6 protein-coding genes are annotated in these 20896 nt (G+C 48.7%); 4 read left to right on the top strand and 2 right to left on the bottom strand.

Annotated elements, in window-relative coordinates; translation table 11 throughout:
• Positions 1-216 precede the first annotated feature (216 nt).
• The 3 genes from LCH85_17090 (at position 217) to LCH85_17080 (ending at position 4155) form a co-directional block, all read left to right on the top strand.
• Positions 217-1506 carry a hypothetical protein gene (locus LCH85_17090; protein ID MCA0353711.1) on the top strand — a complete coding sequence of 430 codons (1290 nt, stop codon included), beginning with the start codon at positions 217-219 and terminating at the stop codon, positions 1504-1506.
• The gene (locus LCH85_17085) at positions 1506-3734 is read left to right on the top strand and encodes a hypothetical protein (protein MCA0353710.1); all 2229 of its coding nucleotides are present in this window, start codon (positions 1506-1508) and stop codon (positions 3732-3734) included. The genes LCH85_17090 and LCH85_17085 overlap by 1 nt, the downstream gene beginning before the upstream one ends.
• A gap of 88 nt (positions 3735-3822) precedes the next feature.
• Positions 3823-4155 (top strand): protease complex subunit PrcB family protein, encoded by a 333-nt coding sequence (locus LCH85_17080; protein MCA0353709.1) that lies wholly within the window; start codon positions 3823-3825, stop codon positions 4153-4155.
• A gap of 132 nt (positions 4156-4287) precedes the next feature.
• Here the strand turns inward: LCH85_17080 and LCH85_17075 are convergent, their stop codons facing one another.
• Complete coding sequence (locus tag LCH85_17075; GenBank protein MCA0353708.1) at positions 4288-5022, bottom strand: MerR family transcriptional regulator; 735 nt, start codon at positions 5020-5022, stop codon at positions 4288-4290.
• 185 nt (positions 5023-5207) lie between these two features.
• On the opposite strand from LCH85_17075, the gene LCH85_17070 reads away from it, so the two are divergent.
• Entirely contained in the window at positions 5208-7445 is a 2238-nt protein-coding gene (locus tag LCH85_17070) for an excinuclease ABC subunit UvrA (protein MCA0353707.1), read from the top strand.
• Positions 7446-7527: 82 nt separating this feature from the next.
• Here the strand turns inward: LCH85_17070 and LCH85_17065 are convergent, their stop codons facing one another.
• Positions 7528-20601 carry a hypothetical protein gene (locus tag LCH85_17065; protein MCA0353706.1) on the bottom strand — a complete coding sequence of 4358 codons (13074 nt, stop codon included), beginning with the start codon at positions 20599-20601 and terminating at the stop codon, positions 7528-7530.
• Positions 20602-20896 lie beyond the last annotated feature (295 nt).

Here is a 20896-nt window from a genome sequence, read left to right as displayed (position 1 = left end):
ACTCTATTAGACAAATTTCAAAAGAGTAGTATTATAGGGCCAATGAGAGTTATGAGAGATGATAAGGACGTACTATGCTCACTAGTATTACTCCTCTATTAAATTCTCCTCTTGCTCTTCAAGAATGGTATTAAATGTTTTTAAGCAAGATACTACCTTTTGAATTTGAAAAGGTATATAACTTGTTTATGATGTTTTAGTAACTATGGAGCAACAATGAAACTTTTTCGGCCCAAACGTATCTTTTTAATAATCAGTTTGCTATTCGTAGCTTGTGGTCGATTAACATCAGACACGACTACCCATTCATTAAATTCAACTACTATTCCATTAGAAACATCAGTCTTGTCAAATAATGCATATCCATTACCCATCGCATCTATAGAACCAATTTCAAACGATATAACCATACCACTACCCCAAGCAAAAATATGTTCATTTAATTCTTCCGCAGATTCTATTGCAGCATCGAGCCGAGCCTTTAATAGTTGGAACTTTACTCCCCCTCAAACAATTGTTCAATCTCTTAATGAACTTGCGGTTATCCAGTGGCTTCCTGATAATGAACGCTTATTGTATGTACAACGAACACCACAAGAGGAGATGATGGCTACTATTCATAAGATGAGCCGAAACATCGTAAATTATGGTGAACGTTATGGAGGTGGGACTATGCCACCTGTATGGAGTACCTATGAAAACGGAGTACTTTATCTAGAAACAGTGAATCAAAAAAAAGAACTGAAATTACAAAAGGACAGTACTAAATCATCGAAGATAATTGCTCAGTCAATTGATACAATGTTCCTTCCACAAATTAGTCCTACAGGACAATTCGCAGTCTATTCTTTAAGTAACCAACCTATTTCATTTTGGTCTACTGATGATGGAGCAATATTTAAACAATCTCCCTTTTCTTCACCATTGGAAGAGGTCGTTAAAGGATTAATAGCAGAGGGAAACCTACCATCTAATTGGACATGGAATTCCATAGAGAATAGTGCAATTCTCTATGATATGAATAAGCAATATTTGATGGATCTTTCTACTTCATCGATTTGTTCGTTTCAAATAGAAAACCCATATACAGGTCATCACTGGATTTATAATGCACAATGGAATTCCGATGGACGACAACTAGCTTTATTACTTAGTGATGGAACTCATCCCAAGCTGGCCCCGCACTTACGGCTTGCTATATTCGATACACTAACTGGTATGACGCAACATTTTGATCTTCCTTATTATATTAAGGATGTTGAATGGTTAGATACAAATACTATTCTAATGGCTATTGATAGCCCAAATCAATCACAAAGTATGTATCACTTGATGTTATTAAATATTGAAACAGGTGAAGTGAGATCGATCTTTGAGGAACAACTATTCGTCAGTAATCTCTATAAAGAGGATATGGTTTTATCTCCCGATCGTAAGAATTTGGCCGTTGTAACACTTGATCAACGCAACGGACAGTATCAATTACAAATGATTGAAGTGCAATAATGAAAAAATTAACGAAGTTCTGGCTAAATATTCTCACTATTCTAGCACTAGCAGGAATTCTTCAAATTCCTTTGGATGCTCAAGCACAATCAAGTCAACCGCCTACTACGATTACTCTTACAATGTATCCCCTTGATACTCAAGGTGCTAAATTAGGCAATATACCTTGCTCTCAAATGTCTACAACCTTTGATGTATTTGGATGTACCGCAATAGAAGGTGATCCTAATTATATATACCCATATAATAGTTCTACAATCACACTTAATATTGAGAACGAATACTTGCCAAATGTTCTGCCTGGTGAAATGTTTCCGCCTGAATTTATAACAGAAGCGATGCGTGCACAGGCTATTGCAGCACGATCTTATGCATACTATCAAATTAATAATAATGGTTCTAATATCAATAATTCGACACAATTTCAGATGTTTATTCCCTACAGATTTAATATTGCGGGTAATACTCCACCCAATCAATATGTAATAAGCCGTGAAAACCCATGCTCTACAACACGAAGGCTCCTTAATCAATCACAACGCAAGGTTTGTAGTGCATTATATGATCGTCTTTACTTGGCAGAAAAAACATCATTAGCAGCCATAAATGCCGAATTTTTTGCTGATTATCCTCATGGTGCAATTCCTCAAGAGAGGACACAAGCCTTTGTTGATCCAATTAGCAGTACTGCAACACCATGCGCGGCAAATATTAATGGTCATGGACGTGGACTGTCGCAACGAGGAACAAATCGCTGGCTTCTCGGCAACCGCTGTTCTTTAGGAAATCCATCCGTTCCATGGAGCGTTCAATATAATCGCGCAGAACAAGCCCTTTCTCACTACTACCCAGGTGCAGATATTCGATCTGTCCTTTCTTCAAATACTACAGTTCCTGCATTGCGATGGAATCCTTTAAGTATTGATTGGCAAGGAATTGACAGATTTAACTTACAATCAGGTAGTACATATGATATTAATATGAAAATTCAAAATACTGGGAAACAGCTGTGGCTTTGTACACCTTCAACCTCATACGAACTAGGCTTTACCTGGACACATCAGGGAACGGAAGTACAAGGCCCACGTATCCAAATTTGTAATGCAACTAATCCTGGTGACAGTGCAACAGAAATAGTTACGTTGAGCAACCTACCAACCATTTCAGGAAACTATACTCTTGTTTTTGATATGTACAAAGTTGTCAATGGAACAGCAACAAGTTTTAGATCATTAGGAGCATGGACACCACATAGTGTAAATGTCAAGATTCGAGCTAACCCATGTAATTCAGGAACCGCATGTTCTATGAGTACACCTCTTGATTTAGTTTATGTAGTTGATACAACAAACAATAGTGGTGAGCTTGATGGAAGCAATTTATGGAGTCTTCAATCAACAATTGCATCGACGATTAATATTCTAACAGAAAGCGGTGTTGATTATCGCATAGGAATTGTAGAATTTCGTGATTTCCCACAAGATACCGGCAATACCACGGATTTTGCTGCACGGGTAGCACTAGGCTTTACTACAAATAAAATAAATATTATGAATACGATTGAGGGTCTTAGTGCTGATGGTGGTGGGAGTACAGGTGAAGAATCTGTGTATTCAGGTTTAATGACAGCAAGCACAATGCCTTGGCGAACAGATGCAATCAAATCAATAATCCTTTTAACTAATGCATCTCCTCTTAATCCGGAACCTTACACTGGTTATACTGCCCAATCTGTTGTTAGTGCAACCCAAAATAGTAGTTTGCCTATACAGATAAATTCTATTATTACCTATCCCGATGATAATATGGAAATGGTTTATTCAGGAATTTCAGCCACAACTAAGGGAACATATTACCCTATTTACCACGAAATCGACACATTAGATACAATGAGATCGAGTATTAATGGAATACTTTCTGAATCAATTATTGCGAAACTTCCAGAATGGCATTCAGCATCAATTAATTATCCAATAAGTTTTGATGCAAGTGCATCGAGGACTGTTCACGGAACTGTTGCATCGTATGAATGGGATTTTGATAATGATGGTACTATCGATCAAATAACAACAACTCCAGTAGCAAACCATGCATACAGCACTCCATATTTTGGCGGGGTAAAATTAACAATTCGTGATTTTGTTGGTAATTATGCTACAACTTCGACCCATGTTGGAATTCCTTACACGCTCCCTAAACGAGTGTATATTCCCTTTGTTTTAGAATAGGATAAAGAAGCTATGGCAAGGTAAAGTAGCAAAAGTATACCTTCGGTTTGATGCTATGATTGCGGGAACTTCCAGTGAACAACAATCCATGCTTGGTGTTATTCCACGGGATTGGAAACCAAATGTCGCTACGACTGCGATAACTGATACTCTATTAATCGGAGTCTTTACTGGTGTGCGTTGGACAAATGGCTATCAGGTGGTGATTGATGCGGTTGGACTTGATGACACTGTTGTCACGGTACAGGTGATCTATACCACGCCCAAACCAAATCAGTTACTTCAACAGGCTGGTCCGCGATCGTCGTTTGCGGTGGTTGGGGTTGGTCGAACGCTGTTGCCAGCGGCTACCAATCTGACGGTGCGGGTGATTGATCAAACCAACACCGCAATGGCCAGCCAAACCTATCAAATGCCATAGTAGATTATTGCTGAATCACGCTGCGAGTTTTGTTGCCAACAAGCTTGCAGCGTGATTTTTGGGTTAAATGAACTCAAAATAATGATAAAATAAAACATTTGTGCTATACTTGACTTGATAATTTGCAGTTATTTACCCAATAATTGGGATTGGTTGCAGTGGGACATAGGTTTGGATATAGCGCACCAATGCGGTGTTGGCTTGTAAAGATTCCCAGCTTTGTTGGGCCAAAGCGGCGCGGCGCTCTTCGATTGCAGCAACAGCCCGTTGCGGTTGTTGTTGATCAAGGGTTTCTAAGGTTGTGCGAATCGAGCTAAAATCAGCATTAGCTTGACGTAATAGCACGACAATTCGTAAGCGGCGCAATTGGCGTTCATCATAATAGCGGTAGTTGTTGGAGGCTTGGCGAATTGGTTGCAACAGGCCTTGTTGCTCCCAAAAGCGCAAGGCCGAAATTGGCACGCCCACAGCTTTGGCGGCTTCGCCCACCAAGATGCGCTGAGCATGGCGTTGGCTGGGCGGCAGTTGATCAGCCACCGCTTTGAGCAAGGTCAGGGTTTGGTCAAGTTGCTGGTGAATAGTGTCGAGCCTGGCATGATGCTGATTGATCAGATTAAATGCTGTTTGATGATCGGCTTGATGCAATGCTGCCATAATCTGCTGAGCATTCCGCCAACCATACCCCTTGATCAGTTGATGGGCGGTTTTGATCGCATCGATATGCTGCTGGGTATATTGACGGTAGCCGTTGGAGCCGCGTTCGACGTTGGGCAAAAAGCCCTCAGCTTGATAATTGCGCACCTGCTGTACGCTCACATTAATCGCCTTGGCCAGATCAACGGTGCGGAAATAATACCCAACATTCATGTTAAACCCTCATGTAAAAATTGAGACTTTGATCAGCAATTTGAGTGTCGAAAGGATGTTTACCAAGCGAAAACTCCCTACACTTGCATCTATGTTCTAGAATAAATTCGGATCACACATATGGCAAGTTAAGTTGCTGGTGATTCCACGAAGCGACCAGAGATTTGTAGTTATCAAGGAGTCTGATGATGCAGGATCGAGCGTTTATTGAGGTGTATGGCGCACGCGAAAACAACCTCAAAAATATTTCCTTGAATATTCCGAAACAGCGGGTGACAGTTTTTACCGGAGTCTCTGGTTCGGGGAAATCGTCGTTGGTGTTTGATACAATTGCCGCCGAGGCCCAACGCCAACTCAATGAAACCTTTACCTTTTTTGTGCAAGGCTTTTTGCCGCACTATGGTCAGCCTGATGTCGAACGGATCGAGCATCTCAACTCGCCGATTATCATCGATCAAAAACGCGTTGGCGGTGGTTCGCGCTCAACCGTCGGAACTTATACTGATATTGCGGTGTTGCTGCGCTTATTATTCTCGCGGGTTGGTCAGCCCTACGTTGGGCCTGGTTATGCTTTTTCGTTTAACACGCCGCAGGGTATGTGCCCTGAATGTGAAGGGATTGGCAAAACGGTTCAGCTTGATATGGATAAATTGCTTGATCGCAGCAAATCGCTGAACGAGGGTGCGATTTTGCATCCCGAATTCAAGGTCGGCAAATGGATGTGGAAGATGTATCCGCTTTCTGGTTTGTTCGATAACGACAAGCCGATTCGCGATTATAACGAACAGGAATTACAAGCATTTTTGTATGGCGCTGATCTTAAGGTTTCGTGGGGCGAATTTAGCTCGAAATACGAAGGTTTGCTAGAACGTTTCGAGCGTATGTATCTCAAAAAAGATGCAGCGGCCATGTCCGATCGCAATCGGGCGGTGTTTGAGCAATTTACTTCTTCGCAAATCTGCCCAGTTTGTCATGGCCAGCGTTTGACCCAAGCAGCGCTCAATTGTCGGATTGCTGGGCGCAACATTGCCGAATTAGCTGATTTTGAAGCGACTGATTTGATCAGTTTCTTGGCTGATGTTACTGATCCGATTGGCGATCGGGTGGCGGCCAAGTTGTTGGAGCGCATGCAGCAGTTGGTCGATATTGGCTTAGGCTATTTGAGCTTGAGCCGTGAAACCTCGACGCTCTCAGGTGGCGAATCGCAGCGAGTCAAGATGATTCGCCATCTTGGCAATAGCTTAACTGAAATGCTCTATATTCTCGATGAACCAAGCGTAGGTTTGCATGCGCGTGATGTGGCGCGGCTGAATCGGTTGTTGCAACAGTTGCGCGATAAAGGCAATACTGTGCTGGTGGTCGAGCATGATCCCGATGTAATTGCGATTGCCGACCATATTGTCGATATTGGGCCACGCGCGGGTGTGCACGGCGGCGAGGTCGTGTTTGAGGGCAGTTATGCCGATCTCAAGCGTTCAAATACCTTAACTGGCAGCTATTTGCAGCAAACAGTGCCAACCAAACAGCATTCGCGCCAGCCAACTGGCTACTTGCCGATTGTTAATGCAAATTTACATAATCTTAAAAATATTAATGTCAACATTCCAACTGGCGTGCTAACTGTGGTGACAGGCGTGGCAGGTTCAGGCAAAAGCACCTTAATTAATGAAGTCTTTTTGAGCCAACACCCCAACGCCATTGTGATCGATCAATCGCGGGTAACTGCGAATAGCCGTTCGGCTCCGGCCACCTATACTGGAATTATGGATGATATTCGCCAGACCTTTGCCAAAGCCAATGGAGTGAGCGCCTCGTTATTCAGCTTCAACTCAACCGGCAGTTGCGATAATTGTAATGGCTTAGGTTTGGTCTACACCGATTTAGCGTTTATGGAAGGGATTTCCTCAACCTGTGAAATTTGCGAAGGCAAGCGTTTCAAAGCCGAAGTGCTAGAATATCAGCTTCGTGGCAAATCGATCAGTGATGTATTGGATATGACCGCCGAAGAAGCACTGGATTTCTTCAACGAAAAGAAGATCAAGCCAGTGCTCCAAGCTATGAACGATGTTGGTTTGAGCTATTTGAAACTTGGTCAACCACTCAGCACGATCTCTGGTGGCGAAGGCCAGCGGCTCAAATTAGCAACCGAATTGCACAAAAAAGCCAGTGTTTATGTGATGGATGAACCAACTACAGGCCTGCATCGCTCAGATATTGGGCTGCTGATGGGGATTATCGATCGCTTGGTCGATCTCAAGAATACCGTGATTCTGATCGAACATCACTTGGATATTATTCGTCAAGCCGATTGGATTATCGACATCGGGCCTGAGGGCGGTAGCGCTGGTGGCGAGATTATTTTCGAAGGCCCACCCATGGCCTTGAAAGCTTGCCAACGTAGCATCACCGCCAAATTCCTCTAAATTAGTAGTAATGGCCAACGGCAGAGAATTGCTCGCATATGGAATGCTCTATGCAGCTTCTCTGCCGTTGGTTTTGGAGGGTTTAGCGCATGGCAATTGGCAGATAAACCCGATATTCGCTTACGCCTAAGGTTGGTGTTGCACTTGGCGTATTTGTGACCGTTGGACTTGGCGTTACGGTCGCGGTCGCCGTGATTGTCACGGTTGCGGTGACGGTAGGCGTATTCGTGGTGGTTGAACTTGGTGTATGCGTTGCGGTCGCCGTCGCGGTGACGGTTGGACTTGGTGTAACGGTGAGCGTGCTGGTCGTTGTCGCGGTAGCGGTTGCTGTCGTCGTTGGCGTGGCCGTCGCGCTTGGCGTTGGTGTTGGTGTGCTGGTTGCCGTCGCGGTTGGGGTTGGCGTTACCAAATCGAAACGGGCTGATATGGTATGGGCACGATCGATCGTTAACACACAGCTGGCGGTTCCGCTACAATCGCCGCTCCAACCAACAAAGCTGGCATTTGCAAGCGGCGTAGCCGTCAAGGTTACCACGGTTCCGGCACTGAAGAACAGCAAACAGGCTGGGGTTTGGCGGGTACAATTAACCCCATTTGGCAGAATATTGACCGTACCATCACCAGTGCCCGCAAAACTAATGCCCAATGGATAGGTCTTCAAGCTAAAGCTGGCGGTAACGCTCTGCGCTTGGGTCATGGGCACAACACACAGGCTATTGCCACTACACACGCCACTCCAACCACTAAACACTGAATTGCTCGCAGGTGTGGCGGTTAGGGTGATAACGCTACTTTCGGCAAAATAGGCGCTACAAACATCACCACAATTGATGCCTGTTGGTTCGCTGCTAATTGTGCCACTGCCTGTGCCTGCGCGATTGACGATTAATTGGTAGGCTTCGCGCACGCTGAGCGTGGTCGTATCGGTGTAAACCCCGCCGTTGCTGGTCGTCAGAACAGCCGTAATGGTGTAGCTACCACTCGCTTGCGGCTGCCAATTTGTGGTCCAGAGCGTATTGGTAATGCCAACGCCATAGTTGATCGTGCTCAGATTCTGACCATTAATCAACACTGCCACGCTTTGAATCCCAATCGGCGCAAACGCTCCCCCTGTAATGCTGATTGGTGCAGTTCCAGTAATGCTGCCGCTTGGACTGCTAATCAGAATCGCTGGGTTGGTAGTTGGCATTGGCAGATTAAAGGATGCACTGGCTTGATTGCCCGCCAAATCGCGAACAGTTGCGCTGATGCTCCCTTGCTGATGGCCTACAACGCTGCATGTCACAATTAGCGAGCTAACTCCGCCCATTTGGTTGTAGCTCAACGTGCTGTTGGTCGTTTGACATGGCGTGCTCAATGTCGCTGGATCAAGGAACAGATCGCTGGCGGTAATGGTGTAGACCGTTGAGGCAGCTAAGCCACCGCCTTGATGGGTTGCGCTAAGCGAGATGTTGGGCGCAACGCTATCGAGCATGCCACGCCAAATCGTCGCGATGCTTTCGGTGTTGCTGAATGTATCAGTGCCGCGCAAACTCAGCTTATACAAGCCTTGCAAGCCATTAGGAATCTGATAATTCCAGTCGGCGCTCACACTGCTTGCTCCAGTCAGGCTGGCATTCGTCCAGCTCGAAGCCAACAACCCAATATCCTTGGCCGAAAGCGCTCGATCATAGATGCGCACTTGGTCGATCGCGCCTTTGAAATAGGTATCAGCCTTGCCAATCTCCAGCTTGGAGACAGGATAGGGCGTGCGGCCAGCACTAGCAGTCGAGGTATAAACCGCAGTGCCATTGACATAGACGCGGTAGGCTTGACCATCAAAAGTAGTCGCGATGTGATTCCACGCATTGGGCGTTAAGACTGAGCCAGTTTCCAATGATGTGAACACGCTGCCATCGCCAAACCCAGCATGAATCCGCGTTTTCTGGGTAATATAGATGCTTGGTGGGCGGCGCTGATTGAACGATCCTGGCTGATAGCCCATCACTGAATGATAGCCATTATCGGTTGCGGTTGAATAGATCCAGACAGCTTGAGTAAAGTTTGCCAAGCTCAAATTGCTGGTAATCGTGGCGCTCAGGCCATCGTTAACTCCATCAAAGCTCAGTGCCTCAGCATCAGTCCAGCCATTGGTGGCAGTTGGGCAGTTGCTACAGGTTGCTGCATGGCCATTGCCGCTAGCATCGGCGAAACTGGTTGCCCCGCGCACTTCAGCAAAATCGTAGCTGATCAGTGGGCTAGCTGGGAGCATCGTTTCGTCGGGAGCCAGCCAAACTTGGGCCTTGCTCACCCCTGCGACCTTACTTTGTGCTAAGGCATAGACTTCAGCCGCCGATAAATCGCGTTCGTAGATCGTAATCTGATCAAGTTGGCCTGCCCAAAACTGGCTTGTGCCATTTGAACCGATGTGCAGCGGCAAGCCAGTGCTTGAGCCAAACGCTTGCTCGACCGTGCCAATTGCCACCCCATTCAGATAGCCAGTCCAGCGATCGCCTGCTTGCACCAAGGCCACGTGCGACCATTGATTGGCGGCCAAGATGAGTGGCAAGCTGGTGGTTGAGCTGCCATTGGTTAATTGCATGCTGCGGTAATCGGCGCTCATCTGCCAGCGCCAATTGCTATTACTGCCCGCGCTTTGGGCCAAAATCGTTGGCGCATAGCCCAACGTGCCTGAAACCCAACTTGGTTTGACCCACGCGCTGAAACTTGCCACACTCAAATCAAGGGTTGTGGTGCTGGCAATCGTCAAACTATCGTTGTTGCCATCGAAGTTGAGCGCTCGGCCAAAGAGACCACTCACGCCGCTTGGGCAGGCATTTGCGCTACATGTAGCTATCAGCTTGGTATCCGAGTAATCGCTAAAGCTGGTTGCGCCACTGGCCTCGGCAAAGTGGAAGGCCGCGACTTCGCCGCCCCAAGCTGGTTGTTCAACCACCAAGCCATTCAGATTAGGAGTTGTGCTGATAATCCGTGATGTAAGCAGGCTTGGCTCAAGCTGCATGCTGGGCGCACGCCCATCAAGCACGATGCTGCCAACAATTCCCGACCAATTGTTGCCAACCATGTCGGTAGCGCTGAGGCTCAGGTTATAGCGACCAGCTGGACGTTTGTTGGCAAAGCCATAATTGAGGCTCCAGGTATTGCCGCTGACTGTGGCAGTCTGAGCCTGATCAAGCCCAGCCAAGGCTCCGCTGCTATCGAGCAAGCTTAGTTGAACCGAGCTTGGATCGATGCCGCTACCCGTATCACTGACGGTTCCGTTGAGCGCCACCGTCCAAGCAAGCTCATCGGTGCTGCTGGCACTGAGTTGTTGCCAAGTTTCGCTATAATTGCTGGCGACAGTTGGGGCCGTCGTATCGATATTAATTGTATAGACGGATGAGATTGTTTGGTTGCCAACTGCATCGACAGCGCGGAATTGCAAACTATAGTTGCCAGCCCCGCCCAAACTCGTTGGATCAAAGCTGTAGCACCAAGCTGCATTGCTCGCGACGCTGAGCGATTCGGCACACAGGCCAGCGCTCGACCAAGTATAGCTGCTAGCGTTAGGCCGTTTTAGGCCAACATCAAGCAAGCGCACGCCGGAAGTAGCATCGATCGTCGATACCACCAAGGTTGTTGGTTGATTTGCCAGATAATCGGCAGTGCTAAGCAACGTGATCGCTGGTGCATCGGTATCAATCTGAAGTTCAACGGTGCTCCGAGCGCTATACCAGCGTAAATCGCGCAAATAAATGCTATAGATTTCGCCGGTGGTCATTTGGCGATCGTAAATTGCTAGCTGATCGAGTTGGCCACGGAAAAAGCCTTGCAATACACCAATTGGGCTGGCGCTGCCACCGATATAAGTTGGATCGTCGGTATTGGCTTTGGCGACCGCAGAGCCGTCGATCGTTTGTTGCAAGGTGCCGTTGACATAGAATAAGGCATCGTAGTTGCTATCAAAGACCAAGGCCACATGCTGCCAAACTTCGGCTCGCACACTGGCAGTGCTGGCGTAGGTTTTGACCCCCAAGGTACGGAACTGCAACAGGTCGTCGTTCAACTCAAGGCTAAACCCATTGTTGCTCGTGGCATCTGTGCCGCTGGCGATTAGCTGCTGGAAGCCTGCAACATCGTCAGGATTGATCCAGCCCATCAGGGTGAATGTGCTGGTGAGTGCGGAAACAGCGGTTGGACTTTGGACTTCGATCGCGCCTGCCCCGCCAAAGGTCATGTTCTGGCCAATTTTGCCATCGGTCAGGCTGGGGGCGCTGCTGCTGGTTGGCGTGGCGTAACTATAATTCAGCACAATATGGTCAAATGGATATAAGCCAACATTGACATCAGTGGTTGTACCCGAATTTGCCGCATTCAGGCTAACCGCGCCATAGCTCGAAGTTGTGCCATTGCTCGCAATTTGTTCAAAGATTAGGCTATCGATGCCACAAATTGGCACGCTAAGATTCAGTTGATGCAGCGCAGTCGTGATCAGCGGCATACTCAAAATAAGTTGATCGGTACTCTCCAAACGAATATTAATCCCATCAGCGCCAAAATTGCCAAAATCGGCTGAATTCAGGGTGACGGTGTTACAGACTGAGCCGCGCAACACGCCAGCATAGCGATTAGCTGAAGTATCAATCACAGTGCTGGCACTGCTAGCGTCAGCATCAAACGTAAAGGCCATGGCCGGAGCCGATTCGCTGTAGAGTTGTTTGATTTGGCTAGCCGAGAGCGTTACGGTGTAGCCGCGCAGATCGTCCATCGAGCCATGGAAGAAATCGCCATCGGCTCCAAGGTTGCCAAAGGTTCCTGCTCGATTTGCGCCAATCGATGGGAAACTACCGCTGTATGTGCCAGTGCTGCCAAGGCTGGTCGAGCCATACAGCGCTCCATTGACATAAACTTTGGCGATTCGACTGGTCATATCAACCGTAGCCGCAACATGCACCCATTCATTTTCAGGCAGGTCGATTGCAATTCGATAGGTTGTACTATTGATAGTCACCTTGAAACTATTGAAATCTAGCTCGATTCCGTTGGCTCCGATTGAGCCACGAAAATCGGCAATCGTGCCGCGATCAGCTTTGACCCACGCGGCCACCGTGCGAATATTAACTTCGTTCCAAGCACAGGGCAAGCCCAAAACCCCTGAATAGGTACAGCTCAGCCAATCGCCGCTACCATTGAAGTAGGCGGCGCGGCCATCTACCCCAGGTAAACCAGCGGTCGGGCAGCCAATTGAGGTGTAGCAGGTGGGCGATTTCATCTCGTTGTTTTGGCTATAGCCTGTGACTGTGCCATAGTTGCTAAAGTTGGTTTCGCCTGGAACTTCCTCGAACGGCAACAAGATTGGCAAGCTGGCAGCATTGCTATCAGTCACTGGATAATCAATCGCCGATTGCAAATCGATCGCCGCCTCAACTTCTTGGGTAAAGCTATGGCGGCTCGTGACAGCATTACTGCTGACGTTGGCGATGGCACTGATGCTGCTGGCCGAAAGTGCATTCAGCTGGAAGGTTGTAACAGCTTCGGCAATATCGATGATTGGATAGGTGGTTTGCATCAGCAATTGAGCACCAGCCAGATCGACCGCTGCTGGCACAATCACAATTTCGTCGAGCAAGCCAGCATAGGCGTTATAGCCAGTTTGGATCATACCGATGCGCAGATAAGGCGGTGCACTCAAACTAGCCGTATTGCCTGTGCCACTAGCGACGAGCACGCCATCAACATACAAACGCATCGCGCCAGTTTGCTTGACGCGGGTCGCCACCACATGATGCCAAGCTCCATCAGCGACACTCCCACCTTTGAGGGTTGTATCACTGGCCGCAGGATTCCCAACCCCAAACAGCACTTTGCCACCATCACCGAGGCTAATGCCAAAGTCGTTGGCATTACCAGCAACTTCGCCATCGATCAAGCCATTGCCCTGCCACCAAGCGCTAGCACTGCCCGTAGTTTGGCTCGATTGCATCCAAAAGGCAATTGTAAAATCATCGGCAACCGTATGATCAAGCAGCAAATAATCGTCGTTGCCATCGAAGCTGAGCGCTGCCCCAAATTTGCCAGCGCTGCTTGATGTGGGGCAATTGTAGAAGGCGGCACAAGCTGCGACCCGCCCATCATTAACCCGATTGATTTGCTCAACATTAAAGCTTGGTTGGTCAAAACTTAGGTTATAGCTAGTTGCCACCAGATCATCGAGTGCACCTTTGAGCGCCAGCGAACCACCAACGCGGCGACCAAACCGCGCATTACTATCGGTGGTGATCAACGGCCAGTAGGTGCTGGTGCCACTGCTGGTGGCGGTGGTAGTTGAGCCATTGTGGGTTGTGGCAATTGAAAAATTGCTGGTTGAGCCAGCGGCTGCCGCCAAACTCCAGCTGATTGTCACGGTGACCCAACTGCCGAGCTTGCCACTAAACCCGCCAGCGGCAGTCGTCGAGAATGGGCCAAACGCCACGCTGCTCGAAGTACGGTTGATTAATCCAAGCGTGACCAAGCCTGCTGAGTCGATATAGGCGCGTAAACAGTAGCCTGCTCCGGCTGAGCTAGAACAAGCATTATCAAGCAAATAATAGTAGGAGCCGCTGGTTGGCAGGGCGCTCAATTTCAGTTTGAAGCTGAACGAACCGCTAGCGCCCGCCGCGCTGCTGACCGCTGCGGGTAATGGCAAATAATCGTCGCTGCCATCAAAAAGCAGGCCTTCGTTGGTTGCACCTGCGGTTAAGCCTGGGCAGGTCGCGGTTGAGGCACAGCTGACGATGCTGCCACCGCTGGCGGTGTTGGCAAAACTGGTGCGCGAGCTGCTGGTGTTATGTTCATCAAAACCAAGCGCAAATACGGTTTCAGCATTATTGTTGATGATGCTGATATCGTTGAGATTGCCATGCAGCGGGCTAGCGCCGTCGATGCTATTGCCCAACATGCCAGCGCCAACCACCAAGCGCAAGCGCACATTGTTGTTCAAGCCACTATCAAGTGTACCATTTTGATAAACCCGTAGCTGCTTATCATTAACATTAATCGTGATTGTGATCCAGGTATTGGTGGCGATCGTGATGCCACCAGTTAATGTTGGGCTAACATCATTTAATCCAACAACCAACTTGCCGCTGCTATTGACCGAAACATTCAGCCCATAGGCTTGAGTCGATTCGGTTGCGATCAAGCTCATAGTTTTGCCAGCACTAGGCAGGGCGTTCAATTTGACTTTGAACGAGAAGGTTGAGGCTTGAAAGGCATTTTCATAGGCCAGCGTGCCAATCGCAAGCTGATCATCAACGCCATCGAAGGCCACTGAGCGATCAGTGCCGCTCACCAAGTCGCTGGCGGGGCAACTTGCGCCAACACAGGTCGCGGCTTCGCTCTCACCCGAAGCTGGGCTAAAACCACTCTTGCGATCACTTTCTTCAAAGCGCAAGGCAATTTTTGGTTGGGCGACGATTGGATCACTAGCGCTGGTCGTGCCAAGCAAATTGCCATGGATGCCTTGGGCTGCCAGCGTATTGGTAACGCTGGTTGAATAGCTCAAGGCCGCGCCTGGCTGCACAACCAGATCATTTGGATTGTAGCGGCCATCTTTAAGTGCTACAACTTCACTAGCCGAGAGTGCCCGATCAAACAGGCTTAATTCGTCGATTGAACCTTTAAAATAGTTGTCGATGCGTCCAACCCGCAAAGTGCTGATTGGATAGGGTACTTTGCCAGCGGCAGCCGCCGAATTGGCTTGCTCAACGCCGTTGATGTACAACCGCATGGTCGTGCCATCAAACGTTGTGGCGATGTGGCTCCATGTGTTGCTGCTCAGCACAACCCCGCTGGTTGATAAACTGTTCCAATTTGTGCCATCGCCAAAGCCAATTTGCACCCGTCCAGCCTGAAACATGTAGATGCTGGGTGCTCGTTGCGCCAAAATCCCGCCATCATAGCCCACAATTCCATGGAAATTGCTATCAGTGCTGGTCGGATAGACCCAGACGGCTTGGGTATAGGCGGTTGGCGCGAGGCTCACACTGGTTTGCAGATAATCGTTTAGGCCATCGAAGGTGGCAGCATTGCCATACCGCCCAGTTTGCGCTGCGATTGGGCAGGTTGGCGTGCTAGCACAACTAAAATTGTTGGTGCTCGCACTATTGGCAAATACGCTTGCATCGGCACTTTCTTCAAAGCGTAGCAACACCGCAGCGGCATCGCGCTCGCTCACATCCATGGCGGCAAATTGCACCAAGTTATCAATTAATGAGGCATCGGTAGCGACCCACGGGTTGAAGCCATAGACGAATTCTTGCAAATCGTTCAAGCCGTCGTCGTCAATATCGCCAACATTGGGGTTTGACCAAACGCGGGTATAACTGCGATTACCCGCATCATCGCTGTAGCTAATCAACCAACCAGTTGTGCTTTCAGTTCCATCATCAAGCCCATCGCCATCGCTATCGTTGAGCAATGGATTGGTGCCAAGGCTCAATTCGCGGGCATCATCAAGCCCATCACCATCAGTATCGATTGCTTCAGGATCAGTGCCCTGCGCCAATTCGTAGGTATCGAGCAACAAATCTTGATCAGCATCGCGGGTCAAATCATCGGGGTCAACTCCGCCTGCCTCAACACTGAACAAACCATCGCCATCGTGATCGCGCTGGCTGGGGAAGCTCAACTGGCCGCGATCATTCCACTCCATTGCATAGAATTCGCTCAGGGTTGCGGGCAAAATATCTAGCGTTTCACTTGCGCCAATATTCAATTCGCTGGAGCCACCAAAGGTTTCGGTGCTACAACTAAAGGCATCAAGCCAGCAACCAGTGTAGGGCAATTGATAGGCTTCATTCAAATAAAGCAAGCCATCGAACGAGCGATTGATCCCTGTGCCAACTCGATCCAAATCTAAGGCATCGACCGAAACGATCGTTCTGCTCAAGCGAATTTTGCGCCCGCCAATCGCATCCCAATCGCCGCGCATATCGCCTTTGCTAATTTGATCGTGATAATCAACTGGTTCATCGTCGAGGGTATACAGGAACGAGGCTTTATTGGCATCGGACGCTGAATATTGCGTGCCGTACAGCAATGTATTGGTGACGAGCATCGTGTAGGTGATGCTGTTGGAGACCACAAAGCCATCTTCAGGCTCAGCCAAACTGCGATCCACAATATCGATCGCCAAGCGATCCGAGGAATCCATATTTTTAATGATAATATCAACGTCGTAGAGCAATTTGGCAATCGCTTCCGTCATACGATCTTGCACGGTGCGCACGCCGAAAATCGCCAAAATTCCATCGACAAAATAGACCATGAGGAAGAGGAACGAGAAAACTTGGCCGATCCCAGGCACAAATTCTAAGGCAAACATCAAAACCGTGATGATTGTGCTGGCGAGAGTGTAGGCCACATAGACGGTGAGCGCGATACTACCGCCCTCGCCAGTTGTAATCATTTTCCACAGCACACCGCTCGATGTCGAGAGGAAAATGATCCAAGGTACGATTGCACCAAGCACCAAGCCTAATTTACCCACAGCCTTAAAATTGGCCATCGTGGTCGATTTAAGAATCGCGGTTACACCCATACCACTCTGGTAGAGCGTATAAAATTTGTGCATCATATTGGCGATATACAAACCAACCCCAACAATCGTGGCCGCATTCAGAATGTAAATGCCAGCTTGGAAGGTTGTATCATCGCCAGTCAGGTAGCCAACCGCAAACAAGGTTGCGCCAACTGCCAAGCCAATCGTGGTTATGCCGATCAAGCCATGCAAGGCCATGCTCTTTTTGTTTTGCAGCAAGCGCTCAAAGGAAAAGGTATATTGGGTAAAGCCCTTTTTATAGGCATGGTTGATCACGCTCCAGAAGCTATAGCCGCTGTAGCTCATAGATTTGTATTTGGCAAATTTGCTCACCGATTCGATGATTGTATTGAGGTAGGCCGAACCAATAAAGGTAAAGCCTTTGGGCGTTGATGAAGGCCAAGCTGGGGTATAGGCACTTTCGGGAACTTCGGTACTTTGCGTCCAAAGCAAATCACCGTCACTCTCGATGCTCTCTGAGAGGCCTTGCAACAAAGCGGCATAGTAGCTTTGACCCCAAATTTGCTTGCCGCTGATTTCATCGAGGCTTGTGCTTGAGCCGTCACCTTGAAAAAATTCATCGCTGGTCAACAGGGTATTCAGCAGCAGCAAATATTGCTCGGGATCGTAATTGCCCCAAACGCCATTAGTATATTGATATGGTGCCCAACTCATGCTGGCTGCGGTCACCAATGGCACTGTATCAGCATCAAAATCTAAGCTAACTGCGGCGCTCGTGATCGTTGTGTCATCAACATTGACCGAGCGGCTACGATGTTCGCTGGCAAACAGCAAGGTCGGATTAGTTTGGTTGGCATAGGGTGTGAACACGCTATCAAGTAATTCGGCAGTGCGGGTGATCGTCAAATCTTCAACGTAATCATCATTATGGCTATAGCTAAAACTTTGGACTGCCAAGCCATGATTGGCCGCGCCGCCCGCCCAACCATCAATGCTACTCGCCAAATTGCTGATTGTCACATCGCGGCTGCCGTTGCTGGTGCATGTGCCACTGCCATTGATGCTTGAGCAATCGCGACCACGCAAAAAGCTGTTGCTCATGTTCCAGCTGGCAACCCACAAATCGCTATCCAGCGCGAGGTTGGTATCCTCAGTCGGATTTTCATAGACAATCGCGGTATCGGTGCCATGCTCCTCGGTTACGGTCAGGCCAGCTAATTTCCACTCATCGTAATAGGTTTGGATGATTGCATAGCTGTCTTCGCAAGTGCTGAGGTCGGTGTCATCTGTGCAGCTATCGGTCAACATTTCGACCAACCAAACCAGCCGAATTTCATGGGCTGCGCCCCATGTTGCTAGGCCGTTGCTACCTTGGCTCGGTTGATAGAACATCCGCGCCGCAAAGCCAACCACCCCACCATCGCTTTCATCGGATACATAACTGATTGGCAGATAGGCCAAGAGTTCGCCATCGCCGCTGTTTGAATCGTAAACACTCAGATCATAACGCTCAATCGTGCTGCTATTGAGCCAGCTATCAACCGCTACATCCAAACTGCGATCGATCCCGCTGTAGCTGGCATTGACTGGCAAATTAGCATAGTGACCGCTGGTGTAGGGCATGCGAATTTGTAACATTGGCACAAGCCGAATATCGCCATTGGCGGCGTTGGTATCGCTGCTGCGCAAGGTCAGATTTTCGGTGTTTGCAAAGTTGGTTTCCAAGTGGCGCTGAATTTGGCCAGCACTATCGCCAGTTGGCCAATCGAGCACTGTGCCAAAATAATCAAGATGGTCAGCGTTGGTTGGGGTAATTTGAAAATCAACATAGATGGGCTTGTCGGTTTCAAGCTGATTGATGCTGAGTTCAAGTGGCGTATCGCCGTTGAAAGTTTGGGCAATCACGCCATTGGGCGAATTATCAACCGCATCATTCACCCCATCATTATCGTTATCAAGGTCAAACACATCGGGCGTGCCATCAGCATCAGTATCGGGGCAGGCTGCGCTTGGATCATAATCGCTGGAAATTTCAACCCATACTTGACACTCCATGCCATCGGTCAAGCCATCGCTGTTGCTATCGCTGGCATAGGGATCGAGATACCATTGTGTGCCACCAAAGCTAAATCCCGCAACTTCCAATTGATCATCTATTAAATCACCGTCGCTATCGGCTTCGTCGGGCAAAGTGCCAAGTTGATTAACTTCAATGCCATCGCTCAACCCATCGCCATCACTATCGGTCGAGTCGGCGACCCCAATACAATCATCACTGCTTGAGCTGGCACTTGGGCAAGCACCCCAAATTGCTTCATCGTAGTCGGTTAATCCATCGCCATCAGTATCGGTCGTATCGCTTGAGGCCAGCATGCTTGGCAACGCCAATTCTGGCCGTGCTTGCAACAATGCAGTTAAATCGGCATCGGGCAGCGCTGCTTGTGGCTGTGTGCTACGCGGATTTTGGTGGGGGTTCCAATTGCTGGTTTGCTGGGCAGCGACGGCCTCGCTCAAAGCTTCATGCTGCGCACGTTGTTGGTCGTATTCAGCTTGCTCAGTTTGTTGCTCAGCAGCAAAGGCAGCCGTAAGATCAGCACGAAATAAAGGCATTGTCAGCAGTGAAATAATCACCAAGGCCACCGTGAAGGCATGAATTTTGCGGTTATGCAAGCGCCGCATCCACCAGCCAATCAGCGCCAGCACCAGCCAAATACTCACGATTTGCAACACCAACAAGCGCAAAGCTGGCAATTGTTCAGTTAATCGAAAGCTGAGCCAATTGATTGGGTCGGCGCTAAAAGGCGTGGTTGCCAAGGCTAAACGGCTCTGATCGAAACCGCTGTAATCGCCAACAATCATAGCAGTCGAGCGACCTTGGCCTTGTTGGGCTGGAAATTCGAGGGTTAACGCGATGCGACGGGGCAGTCCAGTCTGATCGATCCAAATTTCGCCATGGCCCTGCATATCGCGATAGGCTCGCCCAGCATCGAGCACCACATGGGCCGGAACATTGCGGCTGGCGCGAATTTGGGCTTCGAGCATCGGCCCAAGTTTTTCAGCCAACGCTGTTCCATCAAGCTTAAAGCCATAATGTTCGTAGGTTAGGGTTAAATCGAGGGCTGCTCCAGCGGCTGTATCAAACGAGCGAGTTGCTTGGTCAAGCAATTGCACATCGTCAGCCCCGATCAAAAAGCTCAGCAAATTGCCACTAGGGGCAATACCGTTGAGATCTTGCAGATCGCCTGCTTGCCATGGCCCGAGTCCTTGGCGTTGCTCAACCTTACCATCGAGTAGTCGCAACGAATGGGCTTTGGCTGGATTACGATCGGCACTATTCCAAAGCTGCATTTCAAGATAATTCGTGGTTGCATCAACCTGACCTTCGAGCGCCAAGCGATCGAGTTGCGGTTCGCGGCCAGCGCTGGTAATCGCAGCAACTGGATAGGTCGTTTGCTCGATATTCGCTTGGTAGCGATAACTGCCACTGGCTCCAGCCAACTCCCATGCGCGTTCGATCGCCGTTTGCGGCGTTGCAGCCTGATCAAGCCAGCCAAGCAGAAACGGACTGAGCAGCAGCGCCAACAGGGCTAGCCAAGTTGCTCGGACAATCAACGAGCGCGATGATCGAATATGCATGGAACCTCCAGAGCCGTGATAGAGACGCAACACAACCAACAGCCACCTAGCTGAATATGGCAGAACTAGCCCATGGTGGGCAGTACGATCGTGTAAGAGTGATAACGTTTGGCGAGTATACAGCTTCACTGATTAATTTTTGAGTGCAAAATGTCATTATTTGGCGAAAGTAGAGGGATGACATTTGTCATTGTTTGGGGTATGCGGATGGTGACATTTGGCACTGCTAGGGCACAAACGGCCATGCTATAATGCCCTGAGGGCTGCTAACCCGCCACCACTGCAAGGAACGCCT

The organism is Chloroflexota bacterium, assembly GCA_020161265.1.
In the GTDB taxonomy this organism is placed as follows: Bacteria; Chloroflexota; Chloroflexia; order Chloroflexales; family Herpetosiphonaceae; genus Herpetosiphon.
This window is presented reverse-complemented; position numbering and strand designations above follow the sequence as displayed.